This is a genomic window from Alteromonas sp. ALT199, from assembly GCF_018619335.1.
GTDB lineage: Bacteria > Pseudomonadota > Gammaproteobacteria > Enterobacterales > Alteromonadaceae > Alteromonas.
Window position 1 is genome coordinate 108591 of the sequence record NZ_JAHHDX010000149.1, and the last position, 18427, is coordinate 127017.

Sequence of the window (18427 nt, forward strand, 5' to 3'; positions counted from 1 at the left end):
ATGGCGTTAACAACTCTATCATTTGAAACACCTGAAGCGCTTACTGATGCATTCGCACAAGATTTAGTAAGCATTCTTAAAACAGGTATTAAGACTCGTGGCCGCGCATCACTTGTAGTTAGTGGTGGACGTACACCGCTAGCGCTTTTCAAGCAGTTAAGCGAAACCGACCTTGAGTGGGATAAGGTTGATATCACCCTCGCTGACGAGCGCTGGGTTGAAGAGGGCCACGAAGCCAGTAACACTAGTTTAGTTAAAAGTAATCTAATTCAAAATAAAGCCGCAGCAGCTCGTTTTATCGAATTGAAAAGCGATGTTGACGATGCAAATGAAGGCGTAAATGCAGCCGAGTCTAATCTGGCTAGCATGTCGCAACCTTTTGACGCATTAATTCTTGGTATGGGGGAAGACGGGCACACTGCCTCGCTTTTCCCTTGTTCTGAGCAAGTACTTGACGGCTTAGATATGAGCAGCGGCAGAACCTGCATTGCTGTTCAACCTACAACAGCACCTCATCAACGTATTTCATTAACGCTACCTGCGTTACTCAATAGCCGAAATATCTTTTTACACCTAACGGGGGAAAAGAAAAAGCAAGTGCTGTTAGACGCTATTGAAAATGCTACCGAAGCGCAAAAGCCCATCACTGCCGTTGTAAATAGAGCACCGGTGACTCTGATGTGGGCGCCATAGGAGACAAACATGAATCCAAAAATTGCTGAAGTTACGCAACGAATTATCGAGCGTAGTAAAGAAACGCGTAAAGCGTATTTAGAAAAGATTGAAGACGCGCGCCGTCAAGGTCCACACCGTGGTGTATTGTCGTGCGGTAACTTGGCTCACGGCTTTGCCGCATGTGGTACAGGTGAAAAGGCTGATCTTCGTTCCATGACCAAAGCCAACGTGGCTATTGTGTCTGCATACAATGACATGCTTTCTGCTCACCAGCCTTATGAAACTTACCCAGCGCTTATTCGCGAAGCGGTAAAAGAAGTGGGCAGTGTAGCGCAGTTTGCTGGTGGTGTACCTGCAATGTGTGATGGTGTGACGCAAGGCCAGTCTGGTATGGACTTAAGCCTTATGAGCCGTGACAACATCGCCCAGGGTGCAGCTATCGCACTTTCACATAACATGTTTGATAGCGCGCTAATGCTGGGTATTTGCGATAAAATCGTACCTGGACTGCTAATGGGTGCGTTAACGTTTGGTCATTTACCAACCGTTTTTGTTCCAGCCGGCCCTATGCCATCAGGCTTACCAAACAAAGAAAAAGCTCGCGTACGCCAAGAATTTGCTGAAGGCAAAGTAGGTCGTGACGCGCTGCTTGAAGCTGAGTCCCAGTCTTATCATTCTGCTGGTACTTGTACTTTCTACGGTACAGCAAACTCAAACCAGCTTGTTGTTGAGATGATGGGCTTACACCTACCGGGTTCTTCGTTTGTTAACCCAGGTACGCCACTGCGTGATGCGCTAACAAAAGCAGCTGCAGTTCAAGCAACACGCCTAACTGACCTTGGCGACAATTACACGCCAATTGGCCACATTGTAGATGCTAAGGCCATTGTGAACGGTCTTGTAGGTTTACTTGCAACGGGTGGTTCTACTAACCACACCATGCACCTTATCGCGGTTGCGCGCGCTGCTGGTTACATTGTTAACTGGGATGATTTCTCAGATATTTCAAATGCGGTTCCACTACTCACCCGTATTTATCCTAACGGTTCAGCAGACATTAACCATTTTGTTGCCGCTGGCGGTATGTCTTTGCTTATCAGGCAGCTACTTGACGCAGGTTTACTACACAACGATGTGAAAACTATCGTTGGTGATGGTCTAGACCTATACACTAAAGAGCCAGTTCTAAAAGACGGCGAGCTAGAGTGGCGCGACGGCCCAACTGAATCTCTGGATAAAGAGGTACTCGCGACCGTTGAGACTCCGTTTAAGCCTGATGGTGGTTTGAGTGTGCTTGACGGTAACCTAGGTCGCGGCGTAATAAAAACGTCTGCGCTTCGTACTCCGCATTGCACGATTAAAGCGCCAGCGGTAGTGTTTGAAGATCAGTTTGAACTAGATGACGCGTTTAAATCTGGCAAGCTAGATAAAGACTGCATCGTTGTTGTTCGCTTCCAGGGTCCATCGGCGATTGGTATGCCAGAGCTTCACCGCTTGACGCCACCACTTGGAGTAATTCAGGACCGTGGATTCAAAGTAGCACTTGTTACTGACGGACGTATGTCGGGTGCATCAGGTAAGGTACCTGCTGCTATCCACGTGACTCCAGAAGCTTATAAAGGTGGTCTACTTGCTAAGGTACAAGAAGGCGACATTATTGAGCTCAACACCGAAACCGGTGCCCTGACTCTGCACGTTGATGACGAAACCCTTGCCGCTCGTGAAGCTGCGCCAGCAAACTTGGCGAAGCATCATGTAGGTATGGGACGTGAAATGTTCGCAGGTATGCGCGCCATCCTTACTGGTGCAGAAGAAGGGGCGTGTTCACTGTTTTACACGCAGGAGCAAGCATAATGAGCCAAAAGTTTGTGGCTGATGTTGGCGGTACCAATATTCGCGTTGCGAGAGTATCCGAGTCGGGCGTCACTGACATTAAAAAATACATGTGTAACGACTTTGCTAGCATCGACTTAGCTATTGCGCAGTATTTTAGCGATATGCCAGAGCACAGCTTTACCCAAGGTTGTATTGCAATTGCCTGCCCAGTGCTAGGTGACCAAGTTGTTATGACCAACCACAGCTGGGCGTTTTCTCAAAACGCTCTTCGTTCTCAGCTTAAGCTAGACGCGCTGTTTGTTATTAACGACTTCACTGCAGTAGCACATTCATTGCCTGTGTTAAGTAAAGAGCAAGTTGTTCAAATTGGTGAAGGTACGGCAAAAGAGAACGGCAATATTGCTGTTTTTGGCCCAGGTACTGGCCTTGGCGTTGAGCATATCACTATGACTTCAACGGGCTGGCAAACATTAGACGGTGAGGGTGGTCATGTTGACTTCGCTCCCGTTGATGAAACTGATGTTGTAGTATGGCGGCATTTACAAACAACGTTAGGGCGTGCTTCTGCTGAAGAAGTGATGTCTGGACGTGGCCTACACAATATCTACACTGCGCTAGCTAACGATGCGTCTGCCCCTGTTGCCTTTACCGAGCCTGCGCAAATAACTGAAGCTGCGTTAAACGGAACCTGTGAGTTAGCTGAAGCGACACTGACTCAATTCTGCCGAATTATGGGCAGCTTTGCAGGTAACCTGGCGCTCAATATGGCGACTACTGGCGGCATCTTTATTGGTGGCGGTATTGCAAATCGTTTCCCTGAGTTTATTCAAAACAGCGATTTCAGAGCGCGTTTTGAAGCGAAAGGGCAAATGAAGCATTACGTAAAAGACGTTCCCACCTATCTCATTGCAGAGCCTGATCACGGTTTATTAGGTGCGGCTGCATATCTGAATCAAAATACAGCGAGCTAAATTATGACATCGAAATGGAAAACCTCTCCAGAGGAAATTTTTGCAGCCGGCCCAGTTGTACCTGTGTTGGTTATCAACGACGTAGAAAAAGCGGTACCTCTGGCAAAAGCGCTAATGGAAGGTGGAATTAAAGTTTTAGAAGTAACTTTACGTACACCGGCAGCAATTGACGTAATTAAGCGAATTGCCGACGAAGTGCCTGATTCTTTAATTGGTGCAGGTACGGTAACTAATGCACAGCAGCTCAAAGCGGTTGTAGAAGCGGGCGCTAAATTTGCTATAAGCCCAGGTATGACGGCTGACTTGCTAAAAGCGGGTATGGATGCTGATATTCCACTTATCCCAGGTATTTCTTCAACCTCTGATCTCATGAAGGGTAAAGATGCGGGTTACACCCACATGAAGTTCTTCCCTGCAGAAGCATCAGGTGGTGTTAATGCTATCAAATCTATTAGTGGTCCGTTCCCTGATGTAACCTTCTGTCCAACAGGCGGTATTGGTCCAAACAACTACAACGACTACCTAGCGCTTAAAAACGTTAAGTGTGTAGGCGGTTCGTGGTTAGCACCAGATGATGCAATTGAGTCAGGTGATTGGGCGCGCATTACCCAACTAGCTAAAGAAGCCGTTGCAGGTGCAAAGCAGTAAAAGTCGCTAAGTTCTATAGTTAAAAAAACCTGCCTATTGGCAGGTTTTTTTATAACACATTTTCGCTATCGAGTTTTACTGGCAAGCCTGGCTCTCAACCAAAGACTATTTACATAGTCACACGTTTACTGAGGCACAATCGTTTGTTTAAGGGTGTGACTTTCACCAGGCGCTAATGTTTTGCTTTGTGTTAATGACGTTTCTACACACAGCATGTGTTTATAGCCAAATGGATCCATATCTGAAATAGATGCTGCACTTTGCCAAGGGTTCCACACTACAAGTGAGTCATTTCCTTGTGAGACTACTTCTGTAAATGTATTGCCGCTTATTTTTATAGCGGCGTTTCTGATTGGCGCTTGATGGATTCGGTCTGTTTCACCGGTAATAGTGTAGGGCGATGGCGTTGGCTTTAGCGCCCAAGCGTCAAGCTTGTCTTTATATTGCCCTTCAATTCCCTCTATAACTGCCTGCTGAATATCATCAACATGAAAATAGGTGTGTAACGCACAGTTAAAGTCGAATGCAGCCACGCCTGTATTTTCAGTAACCAGAGCTACGTCCATAGTTTCACCGATAGCGAGAACCATAGTTACGGTACAGTCATTTTCAAATCCTTCAGCTCGGGTAAAGCTAGGAGAAAGCGTAATGGTCGTTCCGTTTTCAGTTTCATCTGAGGTTACAAGTTTCCACACTTGCGTCCTTAAAAAGCCGTGAGCGGGTAGGGCGCCTTTTTCTCGTCCATGGTCATCACTAAACCATGGCCAGCAAACCGGAATACCACCGCGGATAGGACGCTCACCGTTTAAGTATGCATGTGGGCTTACCCAAAGTCGTTCTTTGTTATCGATTTTAGGGACAAAAGATAAAACATGGCCGCCAAATAAGCTTATACGTGCCTTAGCAAAAGCATTGTCCACGTCTAAAAAGGTAAGACCATTAGATTCGCTAACGGTAACTGAATTAACAGGTGGCATAAGTCCTCCTTGGACTGAATACAAATCTTGCAAAATAGCGACGTGAAAGCATATATCGCTGGAAAACGTCTTAATTAATATATGACGATAAAAAACAAAAAAGGTGCAAACATAATGTTTACACCTTTAGATTAACTCAACTTTAGAACAAATAGTTTAACTATTTGTTCTATGTTTAATTTTTACTTAGAAATATGCGCTACTAGGTCAAGAACCTTGTTTGAGTAGCCCCATTCGTTGTCGTACCAAGATACTAGCTTAACGAATGTGTCAGTTAGCGCGATACCTGCAGTGGCATCAAATACTGATGTACGTGCGTCGCCTAGGAAATCGTTTGATACAACTGCGTCCTCAGTGTAACCCATGATACCTTTTAGCTCGCCTTCTGATGCTTCTTTCATCGCTGCACAAATTTCATCATAGCTAGCAGCCTTTGCTAGGTTAACAGTAAGGTCTACAACTGAAACGTTCGGTGTAGGAACACGGAAAGCCATACCAGTTAGTTTACCGTTAAGCTCAGGAATCACTTTACCTACTGCTTTAGCAGCACCGGTTGATGATGGAATGATGTTTTGACCTGCACCACGACCACCACGCCAATCTTTCATTGACGGACCGTCTACAGTTTTCTGCGTTGCAGTTGTTGCGTGAACCGTTGTCATTAGACCATCTACAATGCCAAACTTGTCGTTAAGTACTTTTGCAAGCGGAGCAAGACAGTTAGTAGTACAAGACGCGTTAGAAACGATAGTTTCGCCAGCGTAGCTTTCTTGGTTTACGCCCATTACGAACATTGGCGTATCGTCTTTAGACGGCGCAGACATAACAACTTTCTTCGCGCCAGCTTCAATATGCTTAGCCGCAGTCTCTTTAGTTAGGAAAAGACCTGTAGATTCAACGACTACGTCAACGTCTACTTCATCCCACTTAAGTGCAGCTGGATCTCTTTCAGATGTAATACGGATAGTTTTGCCGTCTACAACTAGGTTATTGTTATCCACTGTAACTTCACCGTCGAATAAACCGTGAGTCGAGTCGTATTTCAAAAGATAAGCAATGTAGTCTGTGTCTAGCAAGTCATTAATAGCTACAACTTCAATGTCGTTGCGTTCTGCTGCTGCTCGCATTACTAAGCGGCCAATACGACCAAAACCATTGATACCGATGCGGATTGTCATAACGTACCCCGATTGTTCAAATAAAATGAAAATAAATTACGTAAAGTATGGATCAAAATGCCATAATTAGCAAAATAAAAAGCTAAAGTGTTGCAAAATTACGAATAAATGCTATTGCAATCGTATTCACATATCGCGAAGCCCTTGTTTCTAGAATAATGTTAAAAATTTGTTTGTAGACGCGCTTTGCACCTTTGCCCTATGCGTCTTTCACCGAATAACAGGAATGACACACCATGACACAACAACTTCTGCAACAACTGGTTGAAATGCGGGGAATTGAAACCCAATACGTCGATGCATGGGGTAAACCAGCAACCATCGCAGAATCAAGTAAAGCAAAACTGCTTAATACACTTGGCTATGACACCAGTAGTGATAAAAAAATTCAGTCACAAATTACAAAAGATATTACGTCGGTATGGTTGTCACCGCTAAATCCTGTTCAAGTGGTTCGAAACACAGAAGAAACAAACCTTGCGGTTCGTTTGCCCATTGAACTGGTTAACGACGACCACACGCTTACTGTCACATGCGAAAATGGTGACGTGCTTACTCATCAGTTCACGCCAGTAGAGCAAGAAATGACGACTATGGCGCATATCGACGATGTCGAGTTCCATGAATACGTAATAACGCTACCTTTGGATTTACCACTTGGGTACCACGATGTAGCCTTGAGTGCAGATGGCGATGAATTTGCACGTTCTCGTTTAATTGTGGCTCCAGAAGCGTGTTACACACCGAAAGAGATTAGAGAAGGTAAAAAGATTTGGGGCCTAAGTGTTCAGCTATACTGTGTTCGTAGCGAAAAGAACTGGGGTATTGGGGACTTTTCTGACTTAGCACTACTTATCGAAAAAGCAGCAGGTGTTGGCGCAGACTTTATTGGGCTTAACCCAATTCACGCGCTTTACCCGGCGAACCCTAACGCATGTTCGCCTTATGGACCAAGTTCACGTCGCTGGCTTAACTATCTATATATTGATGTAACCGCCATTGAGGGCTACGACGATGCATCGGTGCAATCGGTAGTTGGCAGTGATGAGTTTAAAGCTACGCTGGAGCATGCCCGTAACGTTGAACACGTTGACTACGAAGCAGTAGCACACGTTAAATTAGCGGCGCTTAAAGCGGTGTTTGAGGTGTACGACGCTAAATACCTTCGTAAAAACACCAAACAAAATAAAGCGTTTAACGCTTTTATAGAAGCGGGTGGTGAAAGCTTAGATATGTTGGCAGTGTATGATGCACTGCAGTCACATCTAAAAGCTGATGGTAAGGAAAGCTGGGGTTGGCCGGTATTTCCACAAGAATTCAAAGGCTATCACAACCCAGCAGTGGCTAAGTTCAAAAGCGCTAACAAGCAAGAAGTCAAGTTCTACCTATTCCTTCAATGGATTGCTGCCCAGCAACTTGAAGTGGCAAGTAATAAAGCAACCGATGCCGGCATGACTATTGGTCTTTATCGCGACCTTGCGGTTGGTGTGAGTGAAGGCAGTGCCGAGATTTGGGGCAACAAAGACCTGTACTGTACCGATGCAAGTGTAGGTGCACCACCCGATATTTTAGGACCTCTAGGCCAGAACTGGGGTTTACCACCGATGGACCCTCGTAAGCTTTACGAGCAGGGGTATCAGCCAATTATTGATTTGTTTGCTTCGAACATGGCCTCTTCTGGCTCGTTACGTATCGATCACGTAATGGCATTGCTACGGTTATGGTGGGTCGTGAAAGGCGATAACGCAAAAGACGGTGGCTATGTTTATTATCCCGTTGACGATTTACTCGGCATTTTAGCGTTAGAAAGCCATCGCAACCAAAGTCTGGTTATAGGCGAAGACTTGGGCACCGTGCCAGAAGAAATACGTAGTAAGCTTGCTGATAATGGCGTCTACTCATATCGCGTATTTTTCTTTGAACAAGCGGAAGACGGCGGTTTCTTCTCGCCTAGCCATTATCCTGTTCAGTCGATGTCAACTTTGACTACACACGACATGCCAACGCTAATTGGCTACTGGCACTGTTTGGACCTAGAGTTAGGTAAAGAGATAGGGCTATATCCAACAGAAGATATTCTGCAAACCCTTTATGCAGATCGTCACGAAAATAAGCAGGCTATTCTTGATACTTTGCATGGTCATGGGTCTATTGGCGACCATGTGGGTCATGATGTTAATCACACTGGCATGAATCGCGATTTGAATAATGGTATGCAGGTTCATATGGCGGGTGGTTCAAGTGCGCTGCTTAGCCTTCAGTTAGAAGACTGGCTAGAAATGGATAAACCAGTAAATATCCCTGGGACATTTAATGAATATCCAAACTGGCGTAGAAAACTCACTGAGAATATCGAGTCTATGTTTGATAGACATGATATAAATGAGTTAGCGTCTAAACTTACTCATGCTAGAAAACAAGCAAGCCAAGGCTAATTGCCCTTGTTTGAAAATTGATAACAGGCAGTTGCTTAGGCAACTTTAACGAGTAAGATAAAGTACCAAGACGGTACTGGATAGAGCTTAAATGCGAAAACGCATTTAAGCTCACAATTCAACCCGCTGTTATGCGGGTTTTTACTAGGAGTAGCGAATGCAATTAGCGCAGCAGTTTGAACAGGTATTATGTTCTCAGCCGTTTTCCCATTTAGGTGTAATAACAAATAATAAAAGGTCGATACTTCGAGTATGGCGTCCAGACGTCAATGAACTAACGATTAAATGGGTCAACGCAGCGCTAACAGATATAAACGTTACCTCTAAAAACGGCCTGTTCGAAACACCATTGCCAGACAATTATCAGGGCGAAATTTATCGCGTTCTCGCCAAAGGCGAAAAAGCTTATATAGACCCTTATCAGTTTACCGAACAGGCTTATCACGCTGTACATTATATTGATAGCACGCCCACAAACTTGTATGAACAAGCTGGCGCACAACTTATTACACTGACTTCACCACAAGGTGAAGCTGTAAAAGGGGTAAGGTTCTGCGTATTCGCCCCTAATGCAAGTACGATATCGCTTATCGGCGATTTTAACCAGTGGGATGGGCGAAAGCACCCTATGGAGAAAACCTCCATGGGGTACTGGGTACTGTTTGTGCCAGAACTTTGTGAGGGTGAACGGTACAAATATCAAATAAAAGATGCCCACGGTCACGATTTACCGCACAAGGCGGATCCTCTTGGCTTTAGCGCCGAGCAATACCCATCGCACGCGTCGAAAATTTATGATCACAACACCTATAAATGGAATGATGACGCTTGGATAGAAAAGCGAAAAGGCAATAAATACAACCGCCCAATGAGCATTTATGAAGTGCATCTAGGCTCTTGGAAGCGCCCGAGTACTGAGACAGGCGCGCGCTATCTAACTTATAAAGCGTTAGCCGATGACCTGATAAGCTATGTTAGCGAAATGGGGTACACCCACGTAGAGCTATTGCCAGTTTCAGAGTTTCCGTTTGATGGTTCATGGGGTTACCAGCCAGTGGGCATGTTTGCGCCAACTAGCAGATTTGGAAACCCAGACGACTTCAAATACTTTGTTGATAAGGCTCACCAAGCAGGTATAGGCGTAATTATCGACTGGGTACCCGCTCATTTCCCTGAAGACGGCCACGGCTTAGCAAGGTTCGATGGTTCATGTGTCTATGAATATGAAGATCCGAGAAAAGGTTGGCACCCAGATTGGAATTCTTGTATTTACGATTTCGGTAAAGATACTGTTCGTCAATTCTTAGTGGCAAATGCACTGTTTTGGTTAGATAAATTCCACATAGATGGATTACGCGTTGATGCAGTTGCCTCAATGCTTTATCTAGATTACTCGCGAAACGATGGTGAGTGGATCCCTAATGTAGACGGCGGTAACGAAAATTATGAAGCCATTAGTTTACTTAAGTGGATGAACGAAGAAGTGTATAAGTACTATCCTGATACCATGACCATTGCCGAAGAATCGACATCATTCCCTAAAGTTTCCCGCCCAGTATTTGAAGGCGGTTTAGGATTCGGTTTTAAGTGGAACATGGGATGGATGCACGACTCTTTGCATTACATCGCTAAAGACCCCGCGTATCGTAACTATCATCACGGCGACATTACATTTAGCATGGTTTATGCGTTTGACGAAAACTTCGTGTTACCTATTTCCCATGATGAGGTGGTGCACGGAAAAGGTAGTATGCTGCGCAAAATGCCCGGCGATGAATGGCAGCAGGCTGCTAACCTGCGCTGCTACGCAGGTTTTATGTATGGCCACCCCGGTAAAAAGCTCAACTTCATGGGAAATGAACTTGCTCAGGCCCGGGAGTGGAATCATGACAGCAGTTTAGACTGGCACTTACTTGATCATGATAAACATAAAGGCGTTCAGGCACTTTATAAAGCGCTCAACCATCTTTATACGTCAACGCCGGCTCTGTATGAGCAAGATCACGAGCCTAACGGCTTTGCTTGGGTAGATCACAGCAACGCCGATCAAAGTGTGGTGTCATTTGTCAGAGTGTCCAAAGACGCTAAGCAAAAAGTATACGTAGTGTCTAATTTTACTCCCGTACCACGCAAGCACTTTAGAATAGGCGTAGATGATGCATGCACGCTATCGCTAGCGCTGAACACTGATGATGGTGCGTTTTGGGGGAGTAATTACGAGGTAGTGTCTGAAGTGACGGCGCAACCCACACCGTGGAATGATCGCGCTCACTCTGTAGAGGTTACCTTACCGCCGCTAGCTACCGTATTTTATGTTGCCAATGTAGGTTAATCCTCCTGGGGCGCTAAAGCCCTAGCGTATAAATAGATTGAGAACACAGTGAACGAAAATTCAGATATAGCGCAAATTGTAGAAAGTGGGGCAGGGAATGCGCATTCACTTGGCGCAACGCTTACTCAAGATGGATGTAATTTTGCCGTATACGCCCCCGATGCGAAGGCGGTGGTGCTGTGTTTTTTCAATTGTGATACTGAAGAGGCTATTAGCGAATATCCATTGCCTGAAAAAAGCGGCGACGTTTGGCATGGACATTTTAGCGGTGTAAAAGCCGGCCAATATTACGGGTATCGCGTCGAGCGCGGTGAAGGTGGCCTGCATGCTGTCCCTACTGACAAATTACTGATTGATCCGTACGCCAAGAAAATAAGCCGCGCAATAAAGTGGGATGCGAGACGTTACAAGCACGATTCTCAGTTCATGGTCCCTAAGTGCATAGTCATTGATCATAATGACTATGCACCCAACCATGTAAGTTCCCCAAATACGCTGAAACATAAACGTGTGGTGTATGAAGCTCACGTTAAAGGTCTAACAAAGCTTCACCCCGACGTACCGAAAGAACACAGAGGGAAATTTATCGGCGCAGCCCATCCTAGTGTAATAAATCACATTAAAGCACTCGGGGTAACAACGGTGCAGTTTATGCCGTTGTGTTCATTTATGCCCGAACCATTTATTACCGATAAAGGGCTAACCAACTATTGGGGTTACAACCCAGTTAACTTCTTTGCTCCCGAGCCACGCTATGGTGTGTCAGATGCTCTTGCTGAACTTAAATCTATGGTCGACGCATATCACAATGCTGGACTTGAGGTAATTGTTGATGTGGTATTTAACCACACAGCAGAAGCCGGTGTTGGCGGTCCTATTCTATCCTACAAGGGTTTTTGCCCCTACCAAGCGTATTTGTTGGAACAAACGAAAAATGGAGAGCTGGTTTATTCCAACCACTCGGGCTGCGGGAACACAATCAATACTGCGCAACCATTTATGATGGGTCTCATTTTAGATGCCATGCGACATTGGGTATCCGTAATTGGCGTTGACGGCTTTCGTTTCGATTTAGCAGTATGCTTGGGTAGAGAGCCCCAAGAGTACAATAAAAAGTCTGGGCTGCTGCGAGCCATCAGCAGTGACCCGGTTTTGAAAGACAAAGTGTTGTTAGCAGAACCTTGGGATATTGGGCCTGGTGGTTATCAAGTCGGCAACTTCCCGTCACCATGGTTAGAGGTGAATGACAAATACCGCGATACGGTGCGGGCATTTTGGCGAGGTGACGACGGAGTAACAGCAGAGTTTGCTACGCGTTTAATGGGCTCAAGAGATATTTTCCACAAAGGACGGCGACATATTAGTACGTCAGTAAACAATGTGACCTATCACGATGGTTTCACACTGCATGATATGGTGACTTACGCTGAGCGCCATAATCTTGATAATCTGGAAGAGAATCGAGACGGCCACGGGCATAACCTTTCAGCAAACTATGGTGTAGAGGGTGAAACAAGCAACGAACAAATTCTCGCTATCCGCGAACGTCAAAAACGCAATCTCTTTGCAACTCTGGTTTTCTCGCAAGGAACACCGCACATTCTTGGCGGCGATGAATTAAGTCGTACTCAAAATGGTAACAACAACGCATATTGTCAAGATAACCCAATTAGCTGGCTGAACTGGGAGCTAAATAAGCGTAAACAAGACTTTTTAAGCTTCTGTCAATACGTAGTGCGCTTACGCCAATCTTCATCGCTGTTAAGTGAATTAAAGCTTCACGATGATACTTTTACGCTGTCGAGGAATGTAAAAGAAATTAATTGGTACAAGCCGGATGGATCTGACAAAGCGTCAGAAGACTGGAATGCACATCACAACAAAGCCTTTGGTGTTGAAATAAAGGGCTGTGCCATGAGCGAGCAAGAGCCAGACCAAAAGCCTGAACACTGGTTCTTGTGTGTTAACGCAAGCGATAGCGACGTGCGCTTTCATTTACCTACTGTGATGCCGAAAGGCGGCTGGACCATGCATTTAGACACTCGCTATAACTCTCTTGAAGAGCAGCCTTCAATTTGCATTCAAAAAGTGTTTTTACAGGCCAGTAAATCTTTGACGCTGTTTAGTTTTTCCCAATTTTCGGGGTAGGGCTAACAGATCGCAATTAAACGTTGAATAAAGAAACAACACCTATTGCGTCTACCCCAGCCGCGAATTTTAGTTTCGCGTAATATAACGTCGCGGATAAAACGCGATTATTTAGAGTTTTTAGCTAAAACAGACGATTTGAATTACAGCCACTGGTAACCACTTTGAGCAAATTTCATCCTGAGTCTTTACCTTTGTATGAAATTTAATCGTTACGGATTTGGGCGTGCCTTACAACTGCTCGAATTTGCCAAAACCTCGGTTAAATTAGCTGGCAAAACCCGTTAATGTTTACCTCTGGTGACAATTACACCAGGGCACACTAAATTATTAGCTTTGACTGTTCTTTATTCTTTTAGGTGGTATCATGCGCAGCCATCTGAAATGTGAGGGTGTTCCTATGCAAAAGAAAGGTGGTAATTCGCACGAAGACAAGTCGTGTGATATTGGTTTTATCGGTTTAGGGGTGATGGGTAGTAACCTAACCATGAACCTAGTGGACCATGGCTATCGTGTCGCGTGTTTCGATTTAGATCAAAACAAAGTTGAGTCAATTCTGGCTAAAGACGCAAGCGAAAGAGCTGAAAATACTGAGCCTCGTGTAGAAGGTTGCAGTTCTTACACCGAGCTTTTAAGCAAGTTAAAAGCCCCGCATCTTATTATTATCTCTGTGCCTGCAGGCGACCCCGTTGACCACGTATGTAATCACCTTATCGACGCGGGAATTCACGCTGACGATATAGTGGTTGATACTGGCAACAGTTTGTGGACCGACTCAGTTGCACGTGAAGACCAATACAAAGGTAAATTTATTTTCTTCTCTACCGCTGTCTCAGGTGGTGAAGTGGGCGCGCGTTTCGGGCCGTCACTGATGCCTTCAGGTAATCCTTATGCGTGGACACGCATTGAGCCAGTGCTTAAAGCAATCGCTGCAAAGGTTGACCCTGAAACAGGTAAACCATTAGAAAGCCACACTCCCGGCCAGCCTGTATTAGAAGGCGAACCATGCGCGACTTATATCGGCCCTGTTGGTGCAGGGCACTATGTGAAAATGGTGCACAACGGTATTGAATACGCCGACATGCAGCTTATTTGTGAAACCTACCATGTAATGCGCGAAGCGCTTCAAATGGCACCTGCTGATATTGCAGAGGTCTTTCGTGGTTGGAATGAAGGCAAGCTGAATAGCTATCTGATGGAGATCAGCGCTGAAGTTCTTGAACAAATGGACCCTGAAACTCAACAACCCTTGGTAGACGTTATCTTAGACAGAGCCGGTCAAAAAGGGACAGGTCTTTGGACCGCGGTAAGTGCGCTACAAGTAGGTAGCCCAGCACAAACCATTACTTCTGCGGTATTTGCGCGCAGTATTTCAAGTTTGAAAGACGAGCGCGTAGCAGCAAGTAAAGTTCTTGTAGGGCCTGATGCGCCAACATTTAGCGATGAAGAAAAAGCGTCTATCATTAACAAACTCGAGCAAGCGCTGTACTGCTCTAAAATCTGTGCCTATGCGCAAGGCTTCCAGCTAATGGCGATGGCGGGCAAAGAGCACGGCTGGACATTAGAGTTTGGTGAGATAGCAAAAATATGGCGAGCAGGCTGTATCATTCGTGCCGTATTCCTTCAGTCTATTTCTCAGGCCTACGAAAACAATGAAGATTTAGCTAACTTGCTAATGGACCCTTTCTTTGCAGAGCAAATTACTCAGTACCAAGCTGACTGGCGTGAATCTATCGCTCAGGCAACATTGGCTGGTGTACCATGCCCAGCAATGATGTCGGCATTGAGCTATTATGACTCCTATCGCACAGCAGTGCTACCTGCGAATTTGCTGCAAGGTCAGCGCGATTACTTTGGCGCGCATACTTACCAGCGTGTAGATAAGCCCGCGGGCAAGAAGTATCACATCGAGTGGAGTGATCCAGCCCGTCCACAAAGCGCTATCAAGAGATAGCATGAACTAAATAGTGGTACAAACGTTCGCATAAGAGCGTAAACTATAAAAAGGTGTATTTGTTTTCAAATACACCTTTTTTGTTTTAAGAGGTAAGTTATGTCGACAGAGAAAAAAGCGAAGGCATCAATGACTGAAAAAGACTGGAAAACTGAGCTTAGCGACGAGGAGTATTATGTTTGCCGCGAAGCAGGTACTGAGCGACCTTTCACTGGGGTCTTGCTAGACGAACAGCGAGATGGCTTGTATGTATGCAAGTGCTGCGAAGCGCCACTGTTTCCCTCTGATACTAAATTTGACGCCGGATGTGGCTGGCCTTCGTTTTATAAACAACTAGACGACGGCAACGTAGACTACAGAGAAGATTTGACTCACGGTATGCGCAGGGTCGAGATTTTCTGTAAACAGTGTGGCTCGCATTTGGGGCATGTGTTTCCAGATGGTCCAGCGCCAACGGGGCAGCGTTACTGTGTAAACTCTTTATCTATGACGTTCAAAGGTGAAGACGACACAAAGATAAAAGGCTGAGGGGTTTAGCCATCAAACCTCAGTGACCTTTTCACTAAGGTAAACATCTGATTAAAATTTAACCTTGCGTGAAAAGCCCAGTAGCTTAATTCAAAAAAACCGCCCATAAATGGCGGTTTTTTTAATTATTTACCAATGAAATTGTGTAATTGAATTTCAAAAAAATCAAAGTTTATCGAGTTTTAACGACGCTGCATTAAACGTAGTGCTGTTCAAACTACTGACTATTTCATCGACGATGCTATCTAAAATCTCAACCGGCAGCGCGTATTTCTGCCCAAGATGCTCTCGCTGAGTTTCGTTAATTCGTTCGTCATAGTTCTCAGCAACCCCATACCATACATAGGCAAGGCGATGATTATCACTGCTCATTCCCATTGACGCGAGCGAGTAAAAGATACTTACATCAATGTCGTCACTATTCGTGTACAAACTCAGCGCCCGATATAGGGTATCGATGGTACGTTCGGGGTCGCTTTTAATTTGAACAGAAGCCAGTGCGACTAACAACTTAGGGTCACTGACACGGTTGCTCGCCGCATAGCGCTCGAAGCGATGAAAAGCGTCTTTATCGTTGTAACGTGTCCAGTGATAGTAAGAAAGATAGGGGTCAAGGGAGTTTTTTGTCTCACGGCTTAGGCGTTTAATTTCACGTTGAGCAGTTATGACGCCTTTTAATCTGGTCGCTTCTTTACCTTTGCGTTTAACGTGTTCGATATGCTGCACTTCTTCAACGCACGTCAGGTACTCTTCAAAGTTTAAAAGAAGTGGATATTTATAGGCCTCGTCTTTTGAATCTTGATTGTAATAACGAAGGCGAATAATCTCAGCTCGCTCGGCGCGACAACGGGCATCCAAACTCAAATCTAAACAAATCTCGCTGTTAGATTCACAAATTTCACTGATGGTAGGTTCAAAAAGGTCGTCGCAGCCAGTTAGGGTAGTCGCTGCAACTAACAATAGCGTAGCTATAGGCCCTTTTGTTGGAAACTTACTAAACAATCTCTCTGTTTTAGGGGTTTTCATAGGGGTTTTGAAACTTATCAACAATTTGGTCTTCCTTGCTTGTTTATTTAAGATACTGCTCGTCACCGTCAGACGAAAACTCACCTAGTGTACCCTAAAAATAATAAAAAGCTGACGCGTAATTAGGATTAGTTGAGGGCCGTTGTGCCAATAAATAACTGGCCGCGCTTACAACAACGACAACACCAAAAAATTAATATCGATGAAGGCAGAAGCATGAATCAACAGTTTGAGCAGGAATTACAGAGCAGTTGGCAAGAGCGTCAGGAATACGCAGAAATGATGTTGCCTCTAATTGGTAAGTTGTACCGTAATAAGGCAGTTGAAATTTCAGTTTACGGGCGCTCGCTACTGAACGCCAGTGCTATTGACGTTATTAAAGCGCACCGCAAAGTGCGTCTGCACGAAGGTATTAAACTACGCCTACGCGAAAGCTATCCAATTTTAGAAGCCTTGAGCAACATGAAGATTGCTCCTGCGCAAATCGACATTGGAAAACTGGCGTTTGATTTTCATTACGGTTCTGCGGTCGACAACAGCGACCTTACGGCCTACCTTAACAAAAAACTAAACGACGTTGCCGACAAAGAGGACGACCAGAAACCTCAGGACGTTGTACTATATGGTTTTGGCCGTATAGGTCGTTTACTTGCTCGCTTGCTGATAGAGCGTCAAGGTAAAAACAACAAACTTCGCTTACGTGCCATCGTGGTTCGAGGCGGACGCGATGGCGACCTAGAAAAACGTGCAAGCTTGCTACGTCGCGACTCAGTGCATGGGCCATTTAACGGCAGCATCACAGTTGACCATGAACGCAACGCGCTTAAGGCAAATGGTTCGTACATTCAAGTGATTTATGCCAGCAGTCCTGATGAAGTTGATTATACGCAATATGGTATCGATAACGCCATCATCGTTGATAACACAGGTATTTGGCGTGACAGTGATGGTCTTGGTCTTCATCTTAAAGCTAAAGGCGCGGCTAAAGCCATTCTTACTGCTCCGGGTAAAGGTGACATTAAAAACATCGTACACGGTGTGAATGATGAAGAAGTAACACCAGAAGACAACATTGTTTCAGCCGCCAGCTGTACGACAAACGCAATCACCCCAGTACTTAAAGCGCTTGATGAAGAATATGGCATTGAAAACGGTCACGTTGAAACCGTTCACTCATACACTAACGACCAAAACCTTATCGATAACTACCACAAGGGCGACCGTCGTGGACGAAGCGCACCACTGAACATGGTTATTACCGAAACTGGCGCAGCGAAAGCGGTAGCTAAAGCGTACCCGAAATTGGCAGGTAAACTCACTGGTAATGCTATTCGCGTACCTACACCTAACGTTTCGCTAGCAATTTTGAACCTAAACCTTAAGACGTCGGTGGATCGCATCGCAGTTAATGAGTTCTTGCGCGATACCGCATTGTTCTCAAAACTTCAGCACCAAATTGACTACACGGCAAGTAAAGAGATTGTGTCTACAGACCTAGTGGGGTCTCGTGCTGCTTCTGTGATTGACTCTCAGGCAACCATTGCCGCAGACAACCGCTTAACGTTATATGTGTGGTATGACAATGAGTTTGGTTACAGCTGTCAGGTATTGCGTGTAGTTCGCGATATGGCAGGATTAAGCTTTCCTACGTTACCGCTCTAAGTAACCAGTTTTAAAAGCTGCGCTTTTAACTGTATAAAAAACCGACCTAAGTGGTCG

Annotated in this window: 13 protein-coding genes; 10 read left to right on the forward strand and 3 right to left on the reverse strand. The window is 45.2% G+C overall.

Going from position 1 to position 18427, the window contains the following annotated elements; all coding sequences use genetic code 11:
* From pgl to KL866_RS16740, 4 genes are read left to right on the forward strand one after another with little or no spacing between them, the layout of a single operon-like run.
* On the forward strand, positions 1-693 hold the full coding sequence (gene pgl, locus KL866_RS16725) for a 6-phosphogluconolactonase (RefSeq protein WP_025255584.1): 693 nt from the start codon (positions 1-3) through the stop codon (positions 691-693).
* 9 nt (positions 694-702) lie between these two features.
* On the forward strand, positions 703-2529 hold the full coding sequence (gene edd, locus KL866_RS16730) for a phosphogluconate dehydratase (RefSeq protein WP_025255583.1): 1827 nt from the start codon (positions 703-705) through the stop codon (positions 2527-2529).
* On the forward strand, positions 2529-3482 hold the full coding sequence (locus KL866_RS16735; RefSeq protein ID WP_025255582.1) for a glucokinase: 954 nt from the start codon (positions 2529-2531) through the stop codon (positions 3480-3482). The genes edd and KL866_RS16735 overlap by 1 nt, the downstream gene beginning before the upstream one ends.
* A gap of 3 nt (positions 3483-3485) precedes the next feature.
* Entirely contained in the window at positions 3486-4130 is a 645-nt protein-coding gene (locus tag KL866_RS16740; protein ID WP_025255581.1) for a bifunctional 4-hydroxy-2-oxoglutarate aldolase/2-dehydro-3-deoxy-phosphogluconate aldolase, read from the forward strand.
* A gap of 125 nt (positions 4131-4255) precedes the next feature.
* Here KL866_RS16740 and KL866_RS16745 read toward each other — a convergent pair whose 3' ends face one another.
* Positions 4256-5107, reverse strand: a complete 852-nt coding sequence (locus KL866_RS16745) for a D-hexose-6-phosphate mutarotase (RefSeq protein WP_025255580.1) — start codon at positions 5105-5107, stop codon at positions 4256-4258.
* Positions 5108-5289: 182 nt separating this feature from the next.
* Positions 5290-6285 (reverse strand): type I glyceraldehyde-3-phosphate dehydrogenase, encoded by a 996-nt coding sequence (gene gap / locus KL866_RS16750; protein ID WP_025255579.1) that lies wholly within the window; start codon positions 6283-6285, stop codon positions 5290-5292.
* Between the two features lie 236 nt (positions 6286-6521).
* Between gap and malQ the strand changes: the two genes are divergently transcribed.
* The 5 genes from malQ (at position 6522) to msrB (ending at position 15682) form a co-directional block, all read left to right on the forward strand.
* Positions 6522-8720, forward strand: coding sequence for a 4-alpha-glucanotransferase (malQ, locus tag KL866_RS16755; RefSeq protein ID WP_214996108.1), 2199 nt, complete (start codon positions 6522-6524; stop codon positions 8718-8720).
* A gap of 157 nt (positions 8721-8877) precedes the next feature.
* Positions 8878-11052 (forward strand): 1,4-alpha-glucan branching protein GlgB, encoded by a 2175-nt coding sequence (gene glgB, locus KL866_RS16760; RefSeq protein WP_214996109.1) that lies wholly within the window; start codon positions 8878-8880, stop codon positions 11050-11052.
* 48 nt (positions 11053-11100) lie between these two features.
* Positions 11101-13200: a glycogen debranching protein GlgX gene (gene glgX / locus KL866_RS16765; RefSeq protein ID WP_025255576.1), complete on the forward strand. Its 2100-nt coding sequence runs from the start codon at positions 11101-11103 to the stop codon at positions 13198-13200.
* Positions 13201-13600: 400 nt separating this feature from the next.
* Positions 13601-15154 (forward strand): NADP-dependent phosphogluconate dehydrogenase, encoded by a 1554-nt coding sequence (gndA, locus tag KL866_RS16770; RefSeq protein ID WP_025255575.1) that lies wholly within the window; start codon positions 13601-13603, stop codon positions 15152-15154.
* A 99-nt stretch (positions 15155-15253) separates the two neighbouring features.
* Positions 15254-15682 carry a peptide-methionine (R)-S-oxide reductase MsrB gene (msrB, locus tag KL866_RS16775; protein WP_025255574.1) on the forward strand — a complete coding sequence of 143 codons (429 nt, stop codon included), beginning with the start codon at positions 15254-15256 and terminating at the stop codon, positions 15680-15682.
* 165 nt (positions 15683-15847) lie between these two features.
* Here msrB and KL866_RS16780 read toward each other — a convergent pair whose 3' ends face one another.
* Entirely contained in the window at positions 15848-16732 is an 885-nt protein-coding gene (locus KL866_RS16780; RefSeq protein ID WP_025255573.1) for a DUF2989 domain-containing protein, read from the reverse strand.
* A 192-nt stretch (positions 16733-16924) separates the two neighbouring features.
* On the opposite strand from KL866_RS16780, the gene KL866_RS16785 reads away from it, so the two are divergent.
* Entirely contained in the window at positions 16925-18370 is a 1446-nt protein-coding gene (locus KL866_RS16785) for a glyceraldehyde-3-phosphate dehydrogenase (RefSeq protein ID WP_025255572.1), read from the forward strand.
* Positions 18371-18427: the final 57 nt, after the last annotated feature.

Coding starts and splice junctions, on each gene's coding strand:
- KL866_RS16740 (WP_025255581.1), top strand. CDS start 3,486: ATGACATCGAAATGGAAAACCTCTCCAGAGGAAATTTTTGCAGCCGGC.
- glgB (WP_214996109.1), top strand. CDS start 8,878: ATGCAATTAGCGCAGCAGTTTGAACAGGTATTATGTTCTCAGCCGTTT.
- edd (WP_025255583.1), top strand. CDS start 703: ATGAATCCAAAAATTGCTGAAGTTACGCAACGAATTATCGAGCGTAGT.
- msrB (WP_025255574.1), top strand. CDS start 15,254: ATGTCGACAGAGAAAAAAGCGAAGGCATCAATGACTGAAAAAGACTGG.
- KL866_RS16735 (WP_025255582.1), top strand. CDS start 2,529: ATGAGCCAAAAGTTTGTGGCTGATGTTGGCGGTACCAATATTCGCGTT.
- gap (WP_025255579.1), bottom strand. CDS start 6,285: ATGACAATCCGCATCGGTATCAATGGTTTTGGTCGTATTGGCCGCTTA.
- pgl (WP_025255584.1), top strand. CDS start 1: ATGGCGTTAACAACTCTATCATTTGAAACACCTGAAGCGCTTACTGAT.
- gndA (WP_025255575.1), top strand. CDS start 13,601: ATGCAAAAGAAAGGTGGTAATTCGCACGAAGACAAGTCGTGTGATATT.
- KL866_RS16745 (WP_025255580.1), bottom strand. CDS start 5,107: ATGCCACCTGTTAATTCAGTTACCGTTAGCGAATCTAATGGTCTTACC.
- KL866_RS16785 (WP_025255572.1), top strand. CDS start 16,925: ATGAATCAACAGTTTGAGCAGGAATTACAGAGCAGTTGGCAAGAGCGT.
- malQ (WP_214996108.1), top strand. CDS start 6,522: ATGACACAACAACTTCTGCAACAACTGGTTGAAATGCGGGGAATTGAA.